A 20,523-nucleotide genomic window follows, 5' to 3' on the forward strand; every position below is an offset into this window, starting at 1 on the left:
GCGGAGGGCGCGGCAAGGTAGGTGCCGCGCCTCTCTGAAGACCACTGGTTCTGCGTTTTCTGCCTCATGCCGCTCACATCATATTCGGCAAAAAGAGAACGATGCCGGAGAAAGCCAGTAGCAGAATGAGGCGAAAGATGTCCGCGATCCAGAAGGGGGTAACCCCTTTGAAGATGGTTGCCGTGGATACATCAGGCACCACGCCTTTGAGAACAAATACATTCAGCCCCACGGGCGGCGTGATCAGACTGATTTCCGTGACGACCACGACGATAATACCGAACCACACCGGGTCAAAGCCAAGAGACGTGACTAGCGGGAAGAAAATCGGAACGGTCAAAAGCAGCATCGAGAGGCTCTCGAACACGCAGCCCAACACAATGTAGATCGCAATGATGACAAGCATGACCAACATCGGCGTGGCCCCCACGCTGAGCACAAATTCGCGCAGGGCTTCGGGCAACCCTGCAAGATTCACGAAGTTGGAGAACATCCACGCCCCGATCAGCACTGCGAACAGGCCAGCAGAGGTGATGGCGGTTTCCAGCAGGGCCTCGTTTATCGACGCAAGGGTCAGCGCGCGGCGGGCAAGCGCGATCAGGAACGCGCCGGCAGCACCCATGCCCGCCGCTTCGGTCGGCGAGAAGGTCAGATGAATCGGATAGAAATCAAAAGCACCATACAGCCCGCCGATCACGACGAAAAACAGTGCGAGTACCATCCAGATATCGCGTAAGGCAGACAGGCGTTCAGCCCATGAACTGCGTTCTCCGGCAGGGCCTGTTTCGGGCTTGGTGCGTACAGTGTATTGTACGGCCATCAGATAGAAAACGACACCGATGAGGCCGGGAATGATACCTGCAACAAACAGTTTGCCAATGCTGGTTTCCGTAAGCAAACCGTAGATCACCAGAATGACGCTGGGTGGGATCAGGATGCCAAGGGTGCCGCCCGCAGCGATCGAGGCGGTCGAGAGGCTGTCGGCATAGCCCATGCGGCGCATTTCGGGCATGGCGACTTTGGACATGGTTGCGGCCGTCGCAAGCGATGAGCCGCAGATCGCCGAGAAACCGGCGCAGGCGGTGATTGTCGTCATGGCAAGGCCGCCGCGCATGTGCCCCAGAAAGACATAGGCCGCACGGTAAAGCTCGCGTGACAGCCCGCCCTTGTTCACGAATAGCCCCATCAGAATGAAAAGCGGGACAACCGAAAGCCCGTAATCCTGAGAGGTGTCAATAATCAAGCGTCCTGTCAGTGAAAGCGATGCTTTGGCATTGATGAGATAGGTCGTGCCGAAAAAACCTACGATGCCCATGGAAAACGCGATAGGTATCCGCAGGAAGGATAGAACGAGGACCATAACAAATCCAATAATCGAGATCAGCATTACAGGTCCTCATCTTGCGTTGAAGGTTTCAGGAAGTAATTGACCAGCCGCAAGATATAGATGCCGCAGCAGGCATAGAGGGCGATGGACACAAAATAGATCAGGTAATATTGAGGGATGTTGAGGATTTCAGTCACTTCATTGTACCCTTTGCTGCGCGTCCCGATCGTCCAGATACGGTAAGCCGGGTAGACCAACGCGATGAGGCAAACCACATCCACCATGAAATCCCGAATACGTGCGGCGCGCGATTTGAAAAAGCCGTCAAAAAGGTCAACGACGATGTGATCACCCTTGAGTGTCGCCATCGGCAACGCTGCGAACACGATCACAGCCATCGCCATTTCTGTGAGTTCTGCCGAGTAGCTAAGGGGCGCCGAAAAGACGCTACGCGAGATGACATCGAAAAAGGTGAGCCCCATCAAGAAAAACAGGGTCAGCCCCGCGATAATCGCGGGACCGATTGCAAGCCTGTTGGCGAGGCTTGTCGCGCGGGACAGGTTTGTCTGCTCCGTCATGATTTAGCCGCCATCCTTCAGACGGGAAAATTCCGCTTTGAAGAATTCATAAGCGGCAGGCGCGTCGATATTTTTCGCCGGAAAGCTATCAAGAACCTCGGCAACGATTGCGTCGCTTTTTACAGCCCAGGCCGCTTGGTCGGATTCTGACGCGGTGCGGAACGTATTATCGCCAGCGGCTTCGAGGGCTGCAAAACCATCGGCATCGAATTCATCCCAGTACGCCCCTGTGATCCGCGACAATTCCTCGCCAAAGAGTTCATCCAGCGCGGCCTGATCCTCTTTACTTAGTGCGTTGAACGCATCTTGATTCATCACGGTGGCGGAGGAAGTGTGGTAGAAACCGCTGGGCATCTGATATGAGTGTTCGGCGACTTCTGTCAGGCGAAAGCCCAGTTTGGCTTCCATCGGCATCAGAACGCCATCTGCCGCATTTGAATCAAGTGTTTCATAAACACGGGGGGCAGGGACGTTGATTGCAGAGGCTTCAAGCGCTTCCCCTACCAATCCCGCAACGCCGCCACCAATCCGCAGTTTCATCCCAGCAATCTGATCAAGCGTTTCTATCTCTGTCGAGGAATGCAGCATGCCGTCGCCATGGGAATGCAGTGCCAGAACTTTCAGATCACGGTGCTCATTGGCTTGCGCGAAAAACTTTTCGAAGGTGCGCCAGTAGGCAACGGAGTAAGCCTCGGCGGAGCCCCCAAAGCCGGGCAGCTCTGCAATGGTCGCAGATGGAAATCTGCCTGGTGAGTAGTTGTGCACAATCCACGCGATGTCAGCGATGCCATCTGTTATAATATCTGCCTGCGCAGGTGGTGGTGCCAGATTAAATTTCATTTCGGCAGTAACACGCCCGTCTGTCGCCTCTTCAATGCGGCGGATCAGGTCGGGGAACATTTTGGCGTTCACACCGTGTGTTGGTGGTGCCCAAGCTGAAATGGTCAACGTAGTCTCTTGTGCATTGGCTGCTGTAAAACTCATCGCGGCTGCGGCGGCTGTAAGCCACACTGTCAATTTGTTCGTTTTATTCATTCGGTGGTCCTCCCGGTTCGTTATTTGCTGATCTGGTTATCGTCGGCCTGATCTCTTGGATTCGATCTTTCGCAATTTACTTTACATATAAAAATATGCTTTACCATACAAAAAAATCAAACCAGACTGTCCGCATGGCAATTTGCGAAAATTTGCGGGTTGCCACCCTGAACCGAGGAAACAAGCCAATGAACAGCCAAGCGCGCTCTGCAAACGCACATCCGGTACCGATAGCAAATGCCGATCTGCCCGAGAGGCTATGGTGCCGTACTGTCATTTTCCGACACGGACAGTGTGATCCCGCGGGTATTGTCTACACGCCGGAGTTCTTTAATGTTTTCAATCAGGTGATCGAGGCATGGTTTTGCGAGCGGCTTGGCATCAACTATTATGACGTCCTCGGCCCCCGCCGTACGGGGCTGGGGTATGTGCGGGCGAACGCGACGTTCTTTGCACCTTGCACAATGGGGGATGAAGTTGATGTATTCGTTTCTGTGCCAAAAGTTGGAGGCAAATCCTATTCTCTGACGTTACACGCGATGAAGGGTGAAAAAGAGATGCTGCGCGGGGAATTTACAACTGTGGTCACATCGCTTGACTCGCATCGGTCCATTGATATCCCGCAAGATATCAAAGACGCATTGTTAGAATATGCAAAGATCAATATAGAGCTGTAGAACTTCATGGGCCTCGGGGGGGGTGGCTATTTCAAAGCAACCTGACGAACAGCGGACACGAGAACTGCGATTCTGGCTCAATATTCTTAGGGTCCACGATGTAATCTTTTCCGAGTTGAACAAAAGCTTGCGTGACAACGCAGGGATCGGTCTTGCGAAGCTTGATGTATTGGCCCAACTGATGCGGCATCCTGACGGAATGAGCATGGGGGATCTGTCCGTGGCGTTAAAAGTCACGAACGGAAACGTTTCGGGGTTAGTAAACCGGCTGGTCAAAGACGGTTTAGTCAGCAAGGAAATCTCCGCCACGGATAGACGTTCTGTGAATGCGAAGTTGACCGAGGACGGCAGAGCTATTTTTGAAACGGCAATGCAGTTTCACGAAACCACCTTAGCTGAATGTATGGCCGATATTGGAGCAGAGACATTGATCGCGGTGGCAGAACCGCTTCGCCGGATTTCGGATAAGCTTAAGTTGAAAGGTGAAAAAGATGGGTAGCCGTCAGTTGGAGCCGGTTACACTTCCTTTTTCGTCGCCGGATGAGCTTGAGCAGTATCTTCCTTATCTGATTGCAAGGCTGGCGCATCGCTGGCGCCAGAACCAAGATCAAGAGTTATCTCCGCTCGATATTAAGGGGACAAACATGCGACTCCTGTCCTGTCTTTCAGCATTCGGAGAGCTGACGATTGGCGAGTTGTCAATTCTGGCCGTGACAGAGCAATCATCAGTAAGCAGGGCTGTAGAGCAACTGGTGGTATCGGGTCTCGCGGAGCGCAACGTGAGCAAGCTGGATCAACGTGTCAGGACGGTTGTATTGTCCCCTAAAGGCACTGAGAAACTTGCCGAAGTCGCAACCGTAATCAACCCGCTGTACAGTGCCCTGACAGAAGACATTGACCGCGATGATCTGCAGACTTGCATCAGTGTTTTGCAGCAGATTCTGGCACAAACCCGGGAAAATAGCATCTGAGCTAGCTTGGCTTTCCTAGGTTTTGCGCAAGCACTTCGGCCAGTTGTTCAATCGGAACGCCCACCAAAGACAGCGTGTTTTCCAGCTCTGATACAAGCAAATCAATCAACCCAGTGATATGTTGCTCTCCAACAGTGGCAGCATAAACAAACGGGCGCCCGATCAGGACCAAATCCGCGCCAAGTGCCAGGCACTTGGCAATATCATCACCGGACCGCACGCCGCCATCCACGATAATTGTCATTTTGTCACCTGCAACCTGCCGACAGGTAGATAACATTGCAGTAGGAGCAATTGCGCTATCAAGCTGCCGCCCGCCGTGATTGGAGAGGACAACGCCGTCGACGCCAAGTGTGACACAGTGCAAAACATCGTCAGGATGCAGCAGACCTTTAACAATCAGATGGCCATGCCAGCCTTCCCGCAGTTTTGCCACGTCTTCCCAAGTCATCGAAGGCGCACTCAGCAATCGCATCGTGTCCGCAAAGCTGCGTTGCGCTTCACCTGACATAGGACCGAGATTGGCGAGCTCCGGTGTGCCTGCCAATGCCCGTTCAATGGCCCAGCGGGGGCGCAGGGCAAGCTGCCCGATGGTTTTCAACGTGAGACGCGGGGGGATTTGTAGCCCGTTTCGCACATCGCGCAATCGACGACCCGGCACCGGCGTATCGACGGTAAGCATCAATGTCTGACAACCTACGTCACGCGCGCGCTTGATCAGACTGTCATTCAGGGATTGCAGCTGCGTCGGATAGTATTGAAACCAAAAATTCTCCTCGGCAACCTTTGCCACATCCTCAATGGATTGAGTTGCAGCCGTGCTAAGGATCATTGGAATATTACGTTCACACGCGGCGCGGCCCAGCATGGTCTCGGCCCCTTTGCGAACGAGTCCCAGCATGCCGATCGGAGCGACCCCAAACGGCGCACAATAGGATTTTCCCAGAACGTTGACTGAAGTTGAAGGGGAAGAAATGCCGTTTAAAGTCTTTGGAATGAATTTGATCTGTTCAAAGGCGTCACTGTTGTTACGCAGGGCGCGTTCCTGTCCGGATCCACCTGACACAAAGTCAAATACAAATCTGGGTAAATACCTTTGCGCTGCGATCTCAAGGTCACGTGTTTCGATCATAAGCCCCTCATAGATTAGCTGTTGGAAATCATCCTAGAATGGCGCATCTGACAATTTTTGTGCTGCGTTCAGGAGGCTGTCGAGATTGTCTCTTTCAGAAGAAAAGAAGTTGGCATCTGTCGAAATGAACGAGATGGAGCACTGAATATTCCCATCAATTCCAAACACGGGAAACGCTGCGGCATAGAGGCCGGGGATCAAACCTCCGCTTGTTTTGCCGTAGCCGCGTGCGCGTGTCTCGGCGCATAATTCTGACACACCTGCTTCATCCATTCCCAGCATTTGCATCTCTTGATGCGTGATTTCTTCCGTTGCCCTACGCGGTAGGTAGGACAAAAAGATATGGCCGGATGCAGAGCGTAGCAAAGGCATCGTGGCCCCCAGACCAACGGTTAGAATTATTGGCGGTCCCCCGTGTTCATTTCTGATCAGAACCGGCCCGCGTTCGCCCCAGATAGCAAGATGACCGGATGTCTGATGTTTGGCGCACAGATCACGCAAAGACTCTGATGCGCGGTGAATAAGATCATTGTTGCTAATCGCTGTAACGCCAAGGCGCAGCGCCATGGGACCAAGGCTGTAGAGACCAGTCTCTTTGTTCTGTGCGGCAAGGCCGGATGCCACGAGGCTCGTCAGATAACGGTGGGCTTTGGCTGATTGTAAACCTGCAATTCTGGCGATGTCTTTCAACTGGGCGGGCCGCCGTAGGTCGCACATCGCATCCAGTACGGAGGCGGCGACATCGACCGCTTGAACGCTGCTGCGCCGGCTATCAGTTGGGGAGCTTTGATCCGTTGTGATGGCTGTCATCCGGTGCACCTGAAAAGAGATTAGAGAATGTTACGCATTGCGATACACATTACGCGATGATAAATAAAAGTGCGAGAGGCTTCTTGAGATATAAATTTCGGGGTTGCTTCAAATCAGAAACGACCCTTCAATCGGGATCAAAGCTGACGCAAAGCTGGCTAGTTTGGGCCTATCCCTTTGCGCAACAGCATCACTTAGGGCCAGCAAAAGGCCGAAACGGGAGAGAGAGATGACATTTAAAATGAACCGCAGAACCGCGCTTAAAACAGGCGCAGCAAGCCTTGCCGTTGCTGCAATCGCGCGGCCCGCATTCGCAAACGCGGAAATCACACTTAAGATGAGTAACTATCTGCCGCCGATGCACGGGTTCACAAGAGATTTCATGATTCCTTTTGGTGAAGAACTGGCTGAGCGGACAGGCGGCAAGGTCGAGGTCGAGGTTCTGGATGCGACCACCGCGTTTGGCAAAATTGACCGTCAGGCTGACCAGGTGCGTGCGGGGGTTGTCGACATTGCTTTGGGCCTCAACGGCATTCCGCGTGACCGCTTTGTCGCCAGCTCCATCATGGAGATGCCTTTCCTCGTACAAAACGCGGGCTCCGGCTCCAGAGCGATGTGGGAGCTGTTTAAAGAGGGTGCGTTTGGAGACGAATACAACAACTTCCACGTACTTGGGTTGATGGTTCACAACGGTGGCCTGATTCACACAACGGATAAGCCGGTGCGCGCGCTTGAAGATCTGGCAGGTCTGCGCCTGCGTACCCCAAGCCCTGCAGTATCTGCTATGCTTGAAAATCTGGGTGCTTCACCCGTCGGCATGCCGCCCTCGGCGATTTATGAAAACCTGCAAAAGGGTTCACTGGACGGCGCGATTACCACTTGGGACTTGGTCGGTGCGATCCGCGCAAACGAAGTGTTGAAGTATCACACGGATGCCGCGGCCTACGCGGCCGGATTTCACATCTTGATGAACAAGAAAAAATATGAAGGCCTGCCCGGTGACGTGCGCGGGGTTCTGGATGACATGACCGGTGACGCATTGGTCGCCAAAATGGGCGATTGGTGGGATGCTTGGGACAAGCGTGGCAAGGACGACGCGATTGAGCGTGGCAACGAAATTATCACGATTGACGATGCCACCCGCGCCGAGTGGAAGGCTAGCCTCGAGCCAATGACCAATGATTTTCTAGAAAGCCTCAAAGCTCAGGGAGTCGTGGACCCGCAGGCAATCTACCAGCGTGCGCAGGAACTGATCGCTCAGTTTGAGACTGCGTAAGCGTTTGATAACATGACCAAGCCCGAAAAAAATGGACGCGGATCGCCGAGCAATTCGGCGATCCATAAAGTACAAGCCATTCTGGACCGGATCACGATGATCGGCGCGCTTCTTGGCGTGACTGTGCTGACGGTCGCGATCATTGTCGTTGTTGGAGATATTATTTGGCGCCGGATAGGTGGCGGTTCCTTTATCGGTGCCGTTGATTTGACTCAGTTAAGTGTTGTGATCGCGGCGTCTATGTCGATTCCCTATGCGTTCACCAAAGGCGCTCATGTCAAAATTGATCTGCTTGCCGGCATCATGAGCGACCGGATCAAGGTGTTACTGGACGTCATGGCAGCCTTGTTCGGTGCAGCGCTTTTGGCCTTTCTGCTTTGGCTGACCTGGGGCCGCGCGATGGAGATTTGGGGCTACGGCGATGTCTCCCAGGATCTTGCGATCCCGATGATCCTCTATTGGGGCGCACTTGTCGTCGGCCTGAGCTTGTCAGTGCTGGCGTGCCTTCTGGCTGCTGCCAAAACTCTAATCACAAGGAAAACAACAGATGGCGATTGAGTTTGCGGGACTATTTGGTTTCATCGCGGCACTTGTGCTGGTTTTGCTCCGTGTTCCTGTCTCGATAGCCATGATCGGGGTCGGCATCATCGGGGTGCTGCTCCTTGAGGACTGGAGCACGGCCAACTATGTGATGGCCAGTCTGCCATTTGAAGCGATTGTTCCTTACGGCTTGTCGGTTGTACCCCTCTTTATCTTCATGGGAGTTTTCGCCAGCTATTCAGGGTTGTCCGAAAATCTGTTCAAAGGGATCGTCGCCTTTGCGGGACACCGGCCCGGCGGTCTTGCCTCCGCTACAATCGGTGCTTGCGCGGTGTTCGGTGCAATCAGCGGATCTTCTCTTGCTACCTGTGCAACCATGGGGCGGGTTGCACTGCCCGAGATGGCAAGCCGTCAATACTCTGATGCTTTGGCAGGTGCCGCCGTAGCTGCAGGCGGAACACTGGGTGTTCTTATTCCACCTTCTATCTTGTTGGTGATATATGCGCTGATGACCGAGCAATCAATCGGCGCTTTGTTCGCAGGAGCGATGATCCCCGGGATTTTGGCTGCAATGCTCTACATTGTGGCAATCCGTTTGCAGGTTTGGCAAAAGCCCGAACTCGGCCCGAAAACCGAGCGGATTCCCTGGGGCGAGCGCGTGCCCTACGTATTGCAGATGTGGGATGCGGTTGCACTGATTGTGCTGGTGATCGGCGGCATCTATGCGGGATTATTTTCACCAACTGAAGCTGCTGCTGTTGGGGCGGGCGGTGCGGTTCTGTTCACGGCGCTTCGTGGCAGACTGACGTTGGATGTGCTGCGCAAAGGGATGCTGGAGACAGCATCAATGACTGGAATGATCTTTCTCATCCTGATTGGCGCCGCATTATTCAACTTCTTCATTGAAGCAAGCGGAATGACACAGGCGTTGGTTGGCTGGATCACCACACAGGGTTTTGCGCCGCTTACGGTTATTCTGATCCTGCTTCTGTTCTATCTGGTGCTTGGATGTTTTATGGACAGCCTTTCGATGATTCTGCTTACAGTTGTTCCTGCTTTCACGGTTGTCACAGGGCTTGGCTATGATCCGATCTGGTTTGGTGTCCTTATGGTCTCTGTCGTTGAAATCGGACTGATCACACCTCCTATCGGGATGAATCTATTCGTCATCCAGGGTGTGTCGCCCACCCTCACGATAGGTAAGGTCTCAAGGGGAATTCTGCCGTTTATCGCAGCAGACGCACTTCGTGTTTGCCTAATCTTGTTTCTTCCGGCCCTAGTTTTGTGGTTGCCAAATTGGCTTGGCTTGGGCTGAAAAAACTACGGAGTTTCAGACGAAGTTATCAATGTAAAGGAACCAGATCCTCTGTCAGACCAAAGCCAATCAGGATCTGCTTTGCTTTGCCCGAAATTATCCGAATCTGTTTGAGGATGACCAGCTTCTCACGACTTTAAAAGGGCAGGAACCTAGTGAGAGGCTCGCAAGGATTTGTATGCGGTAACTGATCAACTCTGGGACAGTTCAAACACAAATCAAAATTTAGCCGGAGGGATCAACCAGCCGCTAAATCGTCGCGAGCTTTGATCGAAAATAGCAGTAAACTCTGGTGCATTCATAGAGATACGCCTATTCAGCCAACAGCAGACGAGTGAGGGCTGAAAGATCTTTTAGTATCGACGAGACATCTTTGGTATTACGTCATTTTTTCGTCAAGGTCATCACCGGGAAGACCAAAATCGAAAACTTCGAAATCGATTTACTATATTGAACTACGGAAAAATTGGTGCCCAGAAGAGGACTCGAACCTCCACACCGTTGCCAGTACTAGCACCTGAAGCTAGCGCGTCTACCATTCCGCCATCTGGGCACAACTTGTAAGGGCTGCATTTAAGGGTCTGCGGCGGCGGTGTCAATTGCATTTGTTGCCGGAATACAGAGTAATTTGATGTTGATTGGCGCAACCGCTTTTTGCGCCTTGTTTGGAGGGCTGTGCAGGGGTACACCCGTGCCGGACAATCGTTGAGGGTATGCATCATGTCTAAGCTGGTTACGATCTATGGCGGTTCAGGTTTTGTCGGGCGTTATGTCGCCCGCCGGATGGCCAAAGAAGGCTGGCGTGTGCGGGTAGCCGTGCGCCGCCCCAATGAGGCGCTATTTGTGCGAACATACGGTGTTGTCGGTCAGGTGGAGCCTGTGTTGTGCAACATTCGTGATGATGCTTCGGTTGCGGCAGTGATGCAGGGGGCTGATGCGGTTGTGAATTGCGTTGGTGTTCTGGCTGAAGCCGGGAAAAATACATTTGATGCGGTTCAGTCCGAGGGGCCGGCACGGATCGCCCGTCTGGCCAGGGAGGCAGGCATTACGCGGATGGTTCATGTCTCTGCGATCGGTGCCGATATGGAAAACGAGAGCAATTATGCCCGCACCAAAGCCGAAGGTGAGGCAGGCGTGTTGAAACACCAGCCTGATGCAATGATCTTGCGGCCTTCTATTGTTTTTGGGCCGGAGGACGAGTTTTTTAACCGGTTTGCAAATATGGCGCGCTTTGGACCAGTATTGCCGGTTGTTGGCGCGAATACGCTGTTTCAGCCCGTCTATGTGGATGATGTCGCGAAAGCGGCCGTTATGGGTGTGCTGGATGACATCAGCGGCGTGTATGAGTTGGGTGGTCCTGTTACCAAGACGTTCCGCGAGTTGATGCAGCATATGCTGGAAGAAATCCGCCGTCGCCGTTTGGTTCTGAACATTCCGTTCCCTATCGCGCGGATCATGGCGTTCGGTTTTGATATGGTGCAAGCAATATCGCTCGGCCTGATCAAAAGCCCGATCACACGGGATCAGGTAAAGAATCTGCGCAACGATAATGTTGCGGCCGAAGATGCACAGGGGTTTGACGCATTGGGGATCACCCCCACTGCCATGATCTCTGTTCTGCCCGAATATATGTGGCGCTTCCGCCCGTCGGGCCAGTATGACGCCATCAAGGAATCTGCACGCAACCTGCGTTCCAGCTGATGGAAAACACCACGATTGTTGCGGCCTTTCTGGGGTTACTGGAAGGGTTGACCGAGTTTATCCCTGTCTCCTCAACGGGGCATATCCTGTTGGCGGGGCATTTTCTGGGTTTTGAATCTGCCGGGAAAACGTTTGAAGTTGTTATCCAGCTGGGTGCGGTCCTTGCGATCCTGACGCTTTATTCCGCGCGGCTTGCCTCCGTCTTTGCGGCTGCGCCACATGACCCACAGGCGCGGCGGTTTATCTGGTCGGTATTGCTTGCGTTTTTGCCTGCCGTGGTCATTGGAGTTATGGCGCACGGGTTCATCAAGGAGGTCTTGTTCGAGACACCGATGTTGATTGCCGTGATGCTGATTCTAGGCGGCGTTGTGCTGGTGTTTGTCGATCGGGTTGCGCCCGAACCCAGGTATGATGATGCCATGAAGTTGCCAATCGCGATGACAGTGAAAATCGGATTTATCCAATGCTTGGCAATGGTGCCTGGTGTGTCGCGCTCCGGTGCTACGATAGTGGGCGCACTGATGCTCGGCGCGAGCAAGCGCGCAGCGGCAGAGTTTTCCTTCTTTTTGTCGATGCCCACAATGGCGGGTGCTTTTGCTTATGACCTCTACAAGAATCGCGATGTATTGGATGTTTCCGCGATGGGGGAAATCGCAATTGGCTTTGTGATGGCGTTTATCAGCGCGGTTTTGGTGGTCAAATGGCTGTTGGGGTATGTCAGCCGACATGGGTATGCACTTTTCGGATGGTGGCGGATTGTCATTGGATCCATCGCATTAGCCTTTCTTGTCAGCGGCTTCTAAGAATATAGATCCGAATCGGAACCAATTTGCCACCTGAGCTAGTGCGGCAGGTCGCCTCAATCTTGAAAAAACAACATATAGGTCAGCAATGCTGCCTTTTATTTTGTTTTCAGTTCGTTTACTCCGGACGCTGATACGGAATTTGAGGATCACGGCGTCATGGCGAAGCAACCTATGTTGAAGTTTATCAGTGTTGAGCGGGACATGCCGGAAAAGCGTCCTCCGAACCTGCGGGCGCAGGATTTTAACGAGATTTATGCAGAATATGCAGATGAAAAGGCCCGCGAGCAGTCGAGCCGCTGTAGCCAGTGTGGCGTGCCCTACTGCCAGACCCACTGTCCACTGCACAACAACATTCCTGACTGGTTGCGCCTGACAGCTGAGGGGCGTTTGCAGGAGGCCTACGAGGTTTCCCAAGCCACCAATACCTTCCCCGAAATTTGCGGTCGAATCTGTCCGCAGGATCGGCTGTGCGAAGGCAATTGTGTCATCGAGAGTTCGGGGCATGGCACTGTTACCATCGGCTCTGTCGAGAAGTATATCACCGATACCGCGTGGGAGCAGGGTTGGGTTAAACCTATCACGCCCGCGCAGGAGCGCAGCGAAAGTGTAGGCATCATCGGTGCGGGTCCCGGCGGCCTTGCGGCGGCTGATTTTCTGCGCCGTGCGGGTGTGCAGGTTACCGTCTATGACCGGTATGATCGCGCTGGCGGTCTGATGACCTACGGCATCCCGGGCTTCAAGCTTGAGAAAGATGTGGTGATGCGCCGCAATCAACAGCTGGCGCAAGGTGGCGTGACCTTCAAGTTAAACTGTGCAGTGGGCGAGGACATTACCTTTGACGAAATTCGCAGCGCACATGATGCGGTTATCATTGCCACAGGTGTATACAAAAGCCGTGATTTGCAGGCCCCCGGTGTGGGCGTGAAAGGCTTGGTTCCCGCGCTGGATTTCCTGACAGTGAGCAACAAGAAAAGCTTTGGCGATGAGGTGCCAGAATTTTCTGACGGCACATTGAACGCGCAGGGCAAGCGTGTGGTTGTAATTGGCGGTGGTGACACTGCGATGGACTGTGTGCGCACATCGATCCGGCAAGGTGCAACGTCGGTAAAGTGTCTCTACCGACGTGACCGCGCCAACATGCCCGGCAGCCAGCGCGAAGTTGCCAATGCCGAGGAAGAAGGCGTCGTGTTCGAATGGCTCAGCGCGCCGAAAGGATTTGTCGGTGATCCGGTTAGTGGTGTGATGGTGCAAAAGATGCGTTTGGGGCAGCCCGACGCCACCGGACGCCAAGCACCCGAAGTGATCGAAGGCTCGGACTATGTCGAAGAGGCCGATCTGGTGATCATGGCGCTGGGGTTTGAGGCCGAAGACCTGCCAACGTTGTGGGATTGTCCCGACCTTCCGGTAAACCGCTGGGGCACCGTGCGTGCCGACTATATCACGGGCCGCACAGAAGCCGAAGGAGTCTACGCCGTGGGTGATATCGTGCGCGGCGCATCATTGGTGGTGTGGGCCATCAAAGACGGTCGCGACTGTGCCGAAGCCATCATCGCGGCATTCAACGACGCTGCTGTGATAGCGGCAGAGTAGCGGAAGATGCCTGCTCCACATGAAATCAAAGGTCAGTGCCTATGCGGCGCCGTGCAGGTGAGCGCGATGGTCGACAATCCAATAGTGCGGGCGTGTCACTGCGATATGTGCCGACAGCACGGATCTGGCCCGTTCTTCTCGCTGCAGACGATTGCGGACAGCATCGCCGTTACCGGACCCGCCACAACGTTCAAATCATCTGACTGGGGCGCGCGCGCGTTTTGCAGCACTTGCGGTTCGACGCTTTGGTATGAACTGCAGAAAGACGGCACCCGCAATCTGTCGGCGGGTCTGTTTCCCGACGCAGGCGGTGGGACATTGATGGCTGAATATTTCACTGACAAATGCCCGCAGGCGTATGCTCTCGCCGGGGATCACGAAAAACTGACGACACGGGAAACGCTTGCAGTGTTTGCCCCCGAATATCTGGAGGAATACGATGGCCAAGTATGATGAAGCGTGGGTAGCACGCGAAGAAGCCAAGCGCGCACTCATGGCCGAAAAGGGCATGTATTCACCCGAGGATGAACATTCTTCCTGTGGCGTCGGCCTTGTGGTCAACATCGACGGATCGCGGTCGCGTGAAGTGGTGGAAAACGGGATCAAGGCGCTGAAAGCGATCTGGCACCGCGGCGCGGTGGATGCGGATGGAAAAACCGGCGATGGCGCAGGTATTCATGTGCAAATTCCGGTGCCGTTCTTTTACGATCAGGTTGCACGCACGGGGCACACACCGCGCACCGATGAGATGCTGGCTGTGGGGCAGGTGTTTTTGCCCCGCACAAATTTTGCCGCGCAGGAAACATGCCGCACCATCGTAGAGACTGAAGTGCTGCGCATGGGCTACTATATCTATGGCTGGCGCCATGTGCCGGTGAAAGTTGAGTGTCTGGGCGAAAAGGCCAATGCAACCCGCCCCGAAATTGAACAAATCCTGATCTCTAATGCCAAAGGTGTGGACGAGGAAACATTCGAGCGGGAACTCTATGTAATCCGCCGCCGGATCGAAAAAGCCGCTATCGCTGCGCAGGTGCCGACGCTGTACATCGCGTCAATGTCATGTCGCAGCATCATCTACAAAGGCATGATGCTGGCCGAGCAGGTGGCGGAGTTTTATCCCGATTTGATGGATGAGCGTTTTGAAAGCGCGTTTGCGATCTATCACCAGCGGTATTCTACAAATACTTTCCCGCAGTGGTGGCTGGCCCAGCCGTTCCGCATGTTGGCCCACAATGGTGAGATTAACACCCTTAAGGGCAACATCAACTGGATGAAGTCGCACGAAATCCGCATGGCAAGCGGTACGTTTGGCGACATGGCAGAGGATATCAAGCCAATCGTGGCAGCGGGATCATCGGATTCAGCCGCGTTAGACTCTGTTTTCGAAGTTCTGGTACGTGCCGGGCGTTCTGCGCCAATGGCGAAAACCATGTTGGTGCCGGAGTCGTGGTCAAAGCAGGCGGTTGAGCTGCCACAGGCGTGGCGTGACATGTATTCCTACTGCAACTCGGTGATGGAGCCGTGGGACGGACCTGCCGCGCTTGCCATGACGGATGGCCGCTGGGTTTGCGCGGGGCTTGATCGCAACGGCTTGCGCCCGATGCGCTATGTTGTGACTTCTGATGGTATGCTGATTGCAGGATCAGAAGCAGGTATGGTGCCGCTGGATGAGGCACGGGTGATCCGCAAGGGAGCATTGGGTCCGGGCCAGTTGCTCGCTGTGGATATGACCGAAGGCAAATTGTTCGGGGACACCGAGATCAAGGATAAACTGGCTGCTGCGCGCCCGTTTGGTGAGTGGGTCAGCAAGATCAACGAGCTTGACGAAATCCTGACAGGCCAGACAGAATACGCTATCTTTGAAGGAAACGAGCTGCGCCGCCGTCAGATTGCAGCGGGTTACACCATCGAAGAGCTGGAGCAGATTCTGGCCCCGATGGCTGAAGACGGCAAGGAAACGTTGGCATCCATGGGGGACGATACCCCGTCTGCCGTATTGTCCGGAAAATATCGCCCGCTTAGCCATTTCTTCCGGCAGAACTTCTCTCAGGTGACGAACCCGCCGATCGACAGCCTGCGTGAATTCCGTGTGATGAGCCTGAAGACCCGTTTTGGTAACCTGAAGAACGTGCTGGACGAAGATAGCAGCCAGACCGAAATTCTGGTGCTGGACAGCCCGTTTGTGGGCACCGCAGAGTTTGACGAGCTGACGCGCAACTTTGTCGCCGATGTGGTGACGATTGACTGCACCTTTGCAGCAGGCTCGGGGAATTTGAGCGCCGCGCTGACACGTATCCGCAATGAGGCGGAAGATGCGGTTCGTTCGGGCGCAGGGCATCTGGTGCTGACGGATCAACACAGCGATGCAGATAAGATTGCGATGCCGATGATCCTGGCGACCAGTGCGGTGCATAGTCATCTGATCCGCAAAGGGTTGCGGACGTTCACATCGCTGAATGTGCGGTCTGCCGAATGTATTGATCCGCATTATTTTGCCGTTCTGATCGGCTGTGGCGCAACGGTGGTAAATGCCTATCTGGCAGAGGATTCACTGGCTGACCGGATTGGCCGTGGCCTTATGGATATTGACCTCACAACCGCGATCGCGCGCTACCGCGAAGCGATTGATGCAGGGCTGCTCAAGATCATGGCAAAGATGGGGATTTCCGTCGTGTCGTCCTATCGTGGTGGGCTGAACTTTGAGGCTGTGGGCCTGTCGCGCGCGATGGTTGCAGAGTATTTCCCCGGAATGATGAGCCGCATTTCCGGCATCGGCGTCAGCGGCATCCAGCGCAAGGCAGAAGAAGTCCACGCAAAGGGCTGGTCTGCTACGGATACGGTGTTGCCGATTGGCGGTTTCTACAAATCGCGTAAATCCGGAGAAACCCACGCTTGGGAGGCGACTTCCATGCACATGCTACAGTCCGCCTGTAACCGCGCATCTTACGAGATGTGGAAGCAGTATAGCGCCAAGATGCAAAGCAATCCGCCGATACATCTGCGTGATCTGCTTGCGCTCAAGCCGTTGGGCGAAGCAGTGCCGATCGAAGAAGTGGAAAGCATCACAGCGATCCGCAAACGCTTTGTCACGCCGGGCATGTCGCTGGGCGCGCTAAGCCCCGAGGCGCATAAAACGCTGAATGTGGCGATGAACCGGATCGGGGCAAAATCGGACAGTGGTGAGGGCGGTGAAGACCCCGCGCATTTCCACCCCGAGCCGAATGGCGATAACCCGTCTGCGAAAATCAAACAGGTGGCATCGGGCCGTTTTGGCGTAACAGCAGAATACCTGAACCAGTGCGAAGAACTGGAAATCAAGGTCGCCCAAGGCGCCAAGCCCGGTGAGGGCGGCCAGTTGCCCGGTATGAAAGTAACCGAACTGATCGCACGTCTGCGCCACAGTACACCCGGTGTGACGCTGATCTCGCCGCCGCCACACCACGATATCTATTCCATCGAAGATCTGGCGCAGCTGATCTACGACCTCAAGCAGATCAATCCGCGCTGTAAGGTGACGGTAAAGCTGGTGGCGTCCAGTGGTGTTGGCACTATTGCGGCGGGTGTGGCCAAGGCCAAGGCCGATATTATCCTGATATCGGGCCACAACGGTGGCACAGGTGCTTCCCCAGCGACTTCGATCAAATATGCCGGTCTGCCATGGGAAATGGGCCTGACCGAAGCACATCAGGTTCTGTCAATGAACAACCTGCGCGGGCGTGTGACCTTGCGCACCGATGGTGGTTTGCGCACGGGCCGCGATATTGTCATGGCGGCGATGATGGGAGCCGAAGAGTACGGCATCGGTACAGCGGCCCTGATCGCCATGGGCTGTATCATGGTGCGCCAGTGCCAGTCGAACACCTGCCCCGTGGGTGTGTGTACGCAGGACGAGGCACTGCGCGGCAAGTTCACCGGAAATGCCGACAAGGTCGTAAATCTGATCACCTTCTACGCCACCGAGGTACGTGAAATCCTTGCCTCGATTGGTGCGCGCTCACTGGACGAAGTAATTGGCCGTGCGGATCTGTTGACGCAGGTTTCACGTGGGTCGGCGCATCTGGATGATCTGGATTTGAACCCGCTTCTCTTGTCTGTAGATGCGGAAATGGATGCGATCTATGACCGTGCCAAGCCGCGCAATCCCGTGCCGGACACGCTGGATGCGCAGATTGTGGCGGATGCTGTGCGCTTCCTTGAGGATGGCGAGAAGATGCAGCTTAGCTATGCGGTGCAAAACACACACCGTTCGGTCGGCACGCGAACGTCCAGCCATATCGTGAAGCGGTTCGGAATGCGCAATGAATTGCAGGACAACCACCTGACGGTCAACCTCACCGGATCGGCCGGGCAATCGCTGGGTGCATTTGCGGCACCGGGGCTGAAGCTGGTCGTGGCGGGCGATGCCAACGATTATGTGGGCAAAGGCCTGTCAGGCGGTACAATTGTTGTGCGCCCCCAGATGAGCAGCGTCATCATCGCCTCGGATAACACAATCATCGGCAATACCGTGCTGTACGGCGCGACAGACGGCTATCTATTTGCGGCAGGTCGCGCGGGCGAGCGTTTTGCCGTGCGTAATTCTGGCGCGAAGGTGGTGATTGAGGGCTGTGGCAGCAACGGGTGTGAATACATGACCGGCGGCGTGGCTGTTATTCTAGGGGATATCGGTGCGAACTTTGGCGCGGGTATGACCGGCGGTATGGCCTATCTCTATGATCCTGAGGGGCGGGCCTTTGACATGATGAACCACGAAACATTGGTGAATTGCCCGGTGACCCAGGACCATTGGGAGCGCGAGCTTAAATCCCTGATCGAACGCCACGTAGAGGAAACCGACAGCCGCAAGGCCAAGGATATTTTGCAGCATTGGGATCTGGAAAAGGTCAATTTCGTGCAAATCTGCCCGAAAGAAATGTTGGATCGTATTCCTGTCCCTTTGAGCGACGAAGTACAGGCCGTTCCTGCCGAGTAGTACAGTCAATTGTGTCAGCGGGCGAAACAATGCGTTTCGCTGACACATAATCACCTTTTTTGGAAACATTTAGCGGCTCAATTTTGGCCAGATTACCTTGCATCCTGGGCATGAACAGTGCCGGAGGTGCAGCATGACCAAGATAGATCAGGAACAGTTTTGCGGTGATAATTGCCGCCGGACTTGTGCTGCGGCGCAAGCTATGAACTGTGTCGCCCGCGATCAGGAGCAGATCGGCGATATATTCGGGCAGACCGGCTATACCCGCGGTTCACGCATTGGTGTTCCGCACGGTACCTGCGCGGTTGAGGATATAAGGCAGAGCGATCTGATCGAGACGCTGGACGATGGCCCACAGCCAGTGCGCATGGTGTTGCGGCAATCTGTGCAGGGCAGTGGCGATTTCGCTCCGGTCCGTTTCGAAGCGGGAACAGTGGGTAACAGTGTTTCGATCTTAGTTTCGCCGGAACAGCGGATTTTGATCACTGATTGGCGCGCCCAGTTGTTGATGGGCTGCGATGAAATTCTGGTAGCAGCGAAGCATCTGGTTAACGGTCGTGATGTCCGCAGGGTCGAGTGTGGTGTTATCGACTACTTCCAGCTGGTGTTGGACCGCCCCCAGATCGTGTTCGGGGACGGGTGCCCCACGGAAAGCTGTGTGATTGACACAGATCATGCAAAATTAGCCGGGCTTCGGGGTGATATGCCCAACAGTTTCTCCATCGCAAACCTTCGCAAAAGCAGCCTATTTGCATCCCGCATGGTTGTTGAAGGTGAAGAGGCGCCCTGCCTGATGGTGGCATGACGTAATAAAATTCGAGTATTTACAAATGCATCGTGGCGTCACCCCAACACAACTGTGGTCTGTGGCTGTTGACACATTTCTGTTTCCGGTGCCGCAATTCGTGCAATTTTGACCACATCTTTAAAAGGTGCTGCGTGATGTGGTGCGGAAAGTTCACAAATGGCAAACGTCCAGATATAGGTGCACAATGGCAAAACGCACCGCAAAAACCAAAGCTAAACCAAAAGCCAAAGCCGCGCCGAAAGTTTTAGCAAAAGAGCAGCCGCGCTTGTCGCTGCGCCGCCGGATCAGGCGGATTGCGTGGCGTGGCGTTGCGCTGGTTTGTTTTGTAATTCTGGCTGTCGTTTTGTTGGGCCGTGTGGTGAACCCGCCGACCACAGCCTACATGCTGGGCGAGTCCCGCCGCCTGAACGGAGTTGATCAGGAATGGGTGCCGATGCGTGAAATTGCCCCCGTGATGGCCCGTGCGGTTGTAGCTGCGGAAGATGCCAATTTTTGTCAGCATTGGGGTTTCGATGTCCGCGCGATCAAGCTGGCGATTTCCGAAGGATCAAATCGCGGCGCGTCAACGCTCAGCCAGCAAACAGTAAAAAATGTTTATCTGTGGCATGGTCGCACTTGGGTGCGCAAAGCGCTGGAGGCAGCAATCACACCGCTGGTTGAGGCGATATGGCCGAAGCGGCGCATCCTTGAGGTATACCTGAATGTGGCAGAGTTTGACGAAGGCGTGTTTGGCGTGGAAGCGGCTGCGCGACACTATTTCAAAGTTGGCCCCGAAGCATTGACTGCGCGGCAGGCCTCGCAACTGGCGGCGGTTCTGCCCTCACCCAAAACACGAAGCGCATCACGGCCAACACCCTATTTGAAAAAACGGGCGGCACAAATCCGCGCAGGCGCCGCAACAATTAAAGCTGACGGACGGGCAGATTGTTTCGAGAGTTGAATGTTTGCCCGCCACAAGGCATTTAGGAACAACGCCCTAGTTACG

18 protein-coding genes and 1 tRNA gene are annotated in these 20,523 nt (G+C 54.6%); 13 read left to right on the top strand and 6 right to left on the bottom strand.

Features of this window, described 5'->3' with window-relative positions:
* Positions 1-73: 73 nt before the first annotated feature.
* The 3 genes from OS189_RS06405 to OS189_RS06415 are packed head-to-tail and all read right to left on the bottom strand — an operon-like array spanning position 74 to position 2,940.
* Positions 74-1,387 (bottom strand): TRAP transporter large permease, encoded by a 1,314-nt coding sequence (locus tag OS189_RS06405; RefSeq protein ID WP_267166459.1) that lies wholly within the window; start codon positions 1,385-1,387, stop codon positions 74-76.
* Positions 1,387-1,905: a TRAP transporter small permease gene (locus tag OS189_RS06410; RefSeq protein ID WP_267166460.1), complete on the bottom strand. Its 519-nt coding sequence runs from the start codon at positions 1,903-1,905 to the stop codon at positions 1,387-1,389. Before OS189_RS06410 ends, OS189_RS06405 begins: the two co-directional genes overlap by 1 nt.
* 3 nt (positions 1,906-1,908) lie before the next feature.
* The gene (locus tag OS189_RS06415) at positions 1,909-2,940 is read right to left on the bottom strand and encodes a TRAP transporter substrate-binding protein (protein ID WP_267166461.1); all 1,032 of its coding nucleotides are present in this window, start codon (positions 2,938-2,940) and stop codon (positions 1,909-1,911) included.
* Positions 2,941-3,128: 188 nt separating this feature from the next.
* Here OS189_RS06415 and OS189_RS06420 point away from each other — a divergent pair, with 188 nt between their 5' ends.
* The 3 genes from OS189_RS06420 to OS189_RS06430 are packed head-to-tail and all read left to right on the top strand — an operon-like array spanning position 3,129 to position 4,588.
* Positions 3,129-3,617 (top strand): acyl-CoA thioesterase, encoded by a 489-nt coding sequence (locus OS189_RS06420; RefSeq protein WP_267166462.1) that lies wholly within the window; start codon positions 3,129-3,131, stop codon positions 3,615-3,617.
* A gap of 22 nt (positions 3,618-3,639) precedes the next feature.
* Positions 3,640-4,116: a MarR family winged helix-turn-helix transcriptional regulator gene (locus tag OS189_RS06425; protein WP_267166463.1), complete on the top strand. Its 477-nt coding sequence runs from the start codon at positions 3,640-3,642 to the stop codon at positions 4,114-4,116.
* Entirely contained in the window at positions 4,109-4,588 is a 480-nt protein-coding gene (locus OS189_RS06430; protein WP_267166464.1) for a MarR family winged helix-turn-helix transcriptional regulator, read from the top strand. Before OS189_RS06425 ends, OS189_RS06430 begins: the two co-directional genes overlap by 8 nt.
* Position 4,589: 1 nt before the next feature.
* Here the strand turns inward: OS189_RS06430 and OS189_RS06435 are convergent, their stop codons facing one another.
* Positions 4,590-5,720, bottom strand: a complete 1,131-nt coding sequence (locus tag OS189_RS06435) for an alpha-hydroxy acid oxidase (protein ID WP_267166465.1) — start codon at positions 5,718-5,720, stop codon at positions 4,590-4,592.
* 33 nt (positions 5,721-5,753) lie between these two features.
* Positions 5,754-6,530, bottom strand: coding sequence for an IclR family transcriptional regulator (locus tag OS189_RS06440; RefSeq protein ID WP_267166466.1), 777 nt, complete (start codon positions 6,528-6,530; stop codon positions 5,754-5,756).
* Positions 6,531-6,759: 229 nt separating this feature from the next.
* On the opposite strand from OS189_RS06440, the gene OS189_RS06445 reads away from it, so the two are divergent.
* The 3 genes from OS189_RS06445 to OS189_RS06455 are packed head-to-tail and all read left to right on the top strand — an operon-like array spanning position 6,760 to position 9,661.
* On the top strand, positions 6,760-7,806 hold the full coding sequence (locus tag OS189_RS06445; protein WP_267166467.1) for a TRAP transporter substrate-binding protein: 1,047 nt from the start codon (positions 6,760-6,762) through the stop codon (positions 7,804-7,806).
* A 12-nt stretch (positions 7,807-7,818) separates the two neighbouring features.
* Complete coding sequence (locus tag OS189_RS06450) at positions 7,819-8,364, top strand: TRAP transporter small permease (protein ID WP_267166468.1); 546 nt, start codon at positions 7,819-7,821, stop codon at positions 8,362-8,364.
* A complete protein-coding gene (locus OS189_RS06455) occupies positions 8,354-9,661 on the top strand; it encodes a TRAP transporter large permease (RefSeq protein ID WP_267166469.1) in 1,308 nt (435 codons plus the stop codon). The genes OS189_RS06450 and OS189_RS06455 overlap by 11 nt, the downstream gene beginning before the upstream one ends.
* A 467-nt stretch (positions 9,662-10,128) precedes the next feature.
* Here the strand turns inward: OS189_RS06455 and OS189_RS06460 are convergent.
* A tRNA-Leu gene (locus tag OS189_RS06460) sits at positions 10,129-10,214 on the bottom strand.
* A 167-nt stretch (positions 10,215-10,381) separates the two neighbouring features.
* Between OS189_RS06460 and OS189_RS06465 the strand changes: the two genes are divergently transcribed.
* The 7 genes from OS189_RS06465 to mtgA all read left to right on the top strand — a co-directional run bounded on the left by OS189_RS06465 (position 10,382) and on the right by mtgA (position 20,478).
* A complete protein-coding gene (locus tag OS189_RS06465; RefSeq protein ID WP_267166470.1) occupies positions 10,382-11,362 on the top strand; it encodes a complex I NDUFA9 subunit family protein in 981 nt (326 codons plus the stop codon).
* Positions 11,362-12,165, top strand: coding sequence for an undecaprenyl-diphosphate phosphatase (locus OS189_RS06470; RefSeq protein WP_416237458.1), 804 nt, complete (start codon positions 11,362-11,364; stop codon positions 12,163-12,165). Before OS189_RS06465 ends, OS189_RS06470 begins: the two co-directional genes overlap by 1 nt.
* 159 nt (positions 12,166-12,324) lie before the next feature.
* Positions 12,325-13,758 (top strand): NAD(P)-dependent oxidoreductase, encoded by a 1,434-nt coding sequence (locus OS189_RS06475; RefSeq protein WP_267166471.1) that lies wholly within the window; start codon positions 12,325-12,327, stop codon positions 13,756-13,758.
* 6 nt (positions 13,759-13,764) lie between these two features.
* On the top strand, positions 13,765-14,211 hold the full coding sequence (locus tag OS189_RS06480; protein WP_267166472.1) for a GFA family protein: 447 nt from the start codon (positions 13,765-13,767) through the stop codon (positions 14,209-14,211).
* The gene (gene gltB / locus OS189_RS06485; protein WP_267166473.1) at positions 14,198-18,730 is read left to right on the top strand and encodes a glutamate synthase large subunit; all 4,533 of its coding nucleotides are present in this window, start codon (positions 14,198-14,200) and stop codon (positions 18,728-18,730) included. Before OS189_RS06480 ends, gltB begins: the two co-directional genes overlap by 14 nt.
* Positions 18,731-18,863: 133 nt before the next feature.
* The gene (locus OS189_RS06490; RefSeq protein WP_267166474.1) at positions 18,864-19,535 is read left to right on the top strand and encodes a Hint domain-containing protein; all 672 of its coding nucleotides are present in this window, start codon (positions 18,864-18,866) and stop codon (positions 19,533-19,535) included.
* A 187-nt stretch (positions 19,536-19,722) separates the two neighbouring features.
* Positions 19,723-20,478, top strand: a complete 756-nt coding sequence (gene mtgA, locus OS189_RS06495; protein ID WP_267166475.1) for a monofunctional biosynthetic peptidoglycan transglycosylase — start codon at positions 19,723-19,725, stop codon at positions 20,476-20,478.
* Positions 20,479-20,523 lie beyond the last annotated feature (45 nt).

Source organism: Sulfitobacter sp. F26169L (assembly GCF_026410285.1).
Taxonomy (GTDB): Bacteria; Pseudomonadota; Alphaproteobacteria; order Rhodobacterales; family Rhodobacteraceae; genus Sulfitobacter.

Coding starts and splice junctions, on each gene's coding strand:
- OS189_RS06405 (WP_267166459.1), bottom strand. CDS start 1,387: ATGCTGATCTCGATTATTGGATTTGTTATGGTCCTCGTTCTATCCTTC.
- OS189_RS06410 (WP_267166460.1), bottom strand. CDS start 1,905: ATGACGGAGCAGACAAACCTGTCCCGCGCGACAAGCCTCGCCAACAGG.
- OS189_RS06415 (WP_267166461.1), bottom strand. CDS start 2,940: ATGAATAAAACGAACAAATTGACAGTGTGGCTTACAGCCGCCGCAGCC.
- OS189_RS06420 (WP_267166462.1), top strand. CDS start 3,129: ATGAACAGCCAAGCGCGCTCTGCAAACGCACATCCGGTACCGATAGCA.
- OS189_RS06430 (WP_267166464.1), top strand. CDS start 4,109: ATGGGTAGCCGTCAGTTGGAGCCGGTTACACTTCCTTTTTCGTCGCCG.
- OS189_RS06435 (WP_267166465.1), bottom strand. CDS start 5,720: ATGATCGAAACACGTGACCTTGAGATCGCAGCGCAAAGGTATTTACCC.
- OS189_RS06440 (WP_267166466.1), bottom strand. CDS start 6,530: ATGACAGCCATCACAACGGATCAAAGCTCCCCAACTGATAGCCGGCGC.
- OS189_RS06445 (WP_267166467.1), top strand. CDS start 6,760: ATGACATTTAAAATGAACCGCAGAACCGCGCTTAAAACAGGCGCAGCA.
- OS189_RS06450 (WP_267166468.1), top strand. CDS start 7,819: ATGACCAAGCCCGAAAAAAATGGACGCGGATCGCCGAGCAATTCGGCG.
- OS189_RS06455 (WP_267166469.1), top strand. CDS start 8,354: ATGGCGATTGAGTTTGCGGGACTATTTGGTTTCATCGCGGCACTTGTG.
- OS189_RS06465 (WP_267166470.1), top strand. CDS start 10,382: ATGTCTAAGCTGGTTACGATCTATGGCGGTTCAGGTTTTGTCGGGCGT.
- OS189_RS06470 (WP_416237458.1), top strand. CDS start 11,362: ATGGAAAACACCACGATTGTTGCGGCCTTTCTGGGGTTACTGGAAGGG.
- OS189_RS06475 (WP_267166471.1), top strand. CDS start 12,325: ATGGCGAAGCAACCTATGTTGAAGTTTATCAGTGTTGAGCGGGACATG.
- OS189_RS06480 (WP_267166472.1), top strand. CDS start 13,765: ATGCCTGCTCCACATGAAATCAAAGGTCAGTGCCTATGCGGCGCCGTG.
- gltB (WP_267166473.1), top strand. CDS start 14,198: ATGGCCAAGTATGATGAAGCGTGGGTAGCACGCGAAGAAGCCAAGCGC.
- OS189_RS06490 (WP_267166474.1), top strand. CDS start 18,864: ATGACCAAGATAGATCAGGAACAGTTTTGCGGTGATAATTGCCGCCGG.
- mtgA (WP_267166475.1), top strand. CDS start 19,723: ATGGCAAAACGCACCGCAAAAACCAAAGCTAAACCAAAAGCCAAAGCC.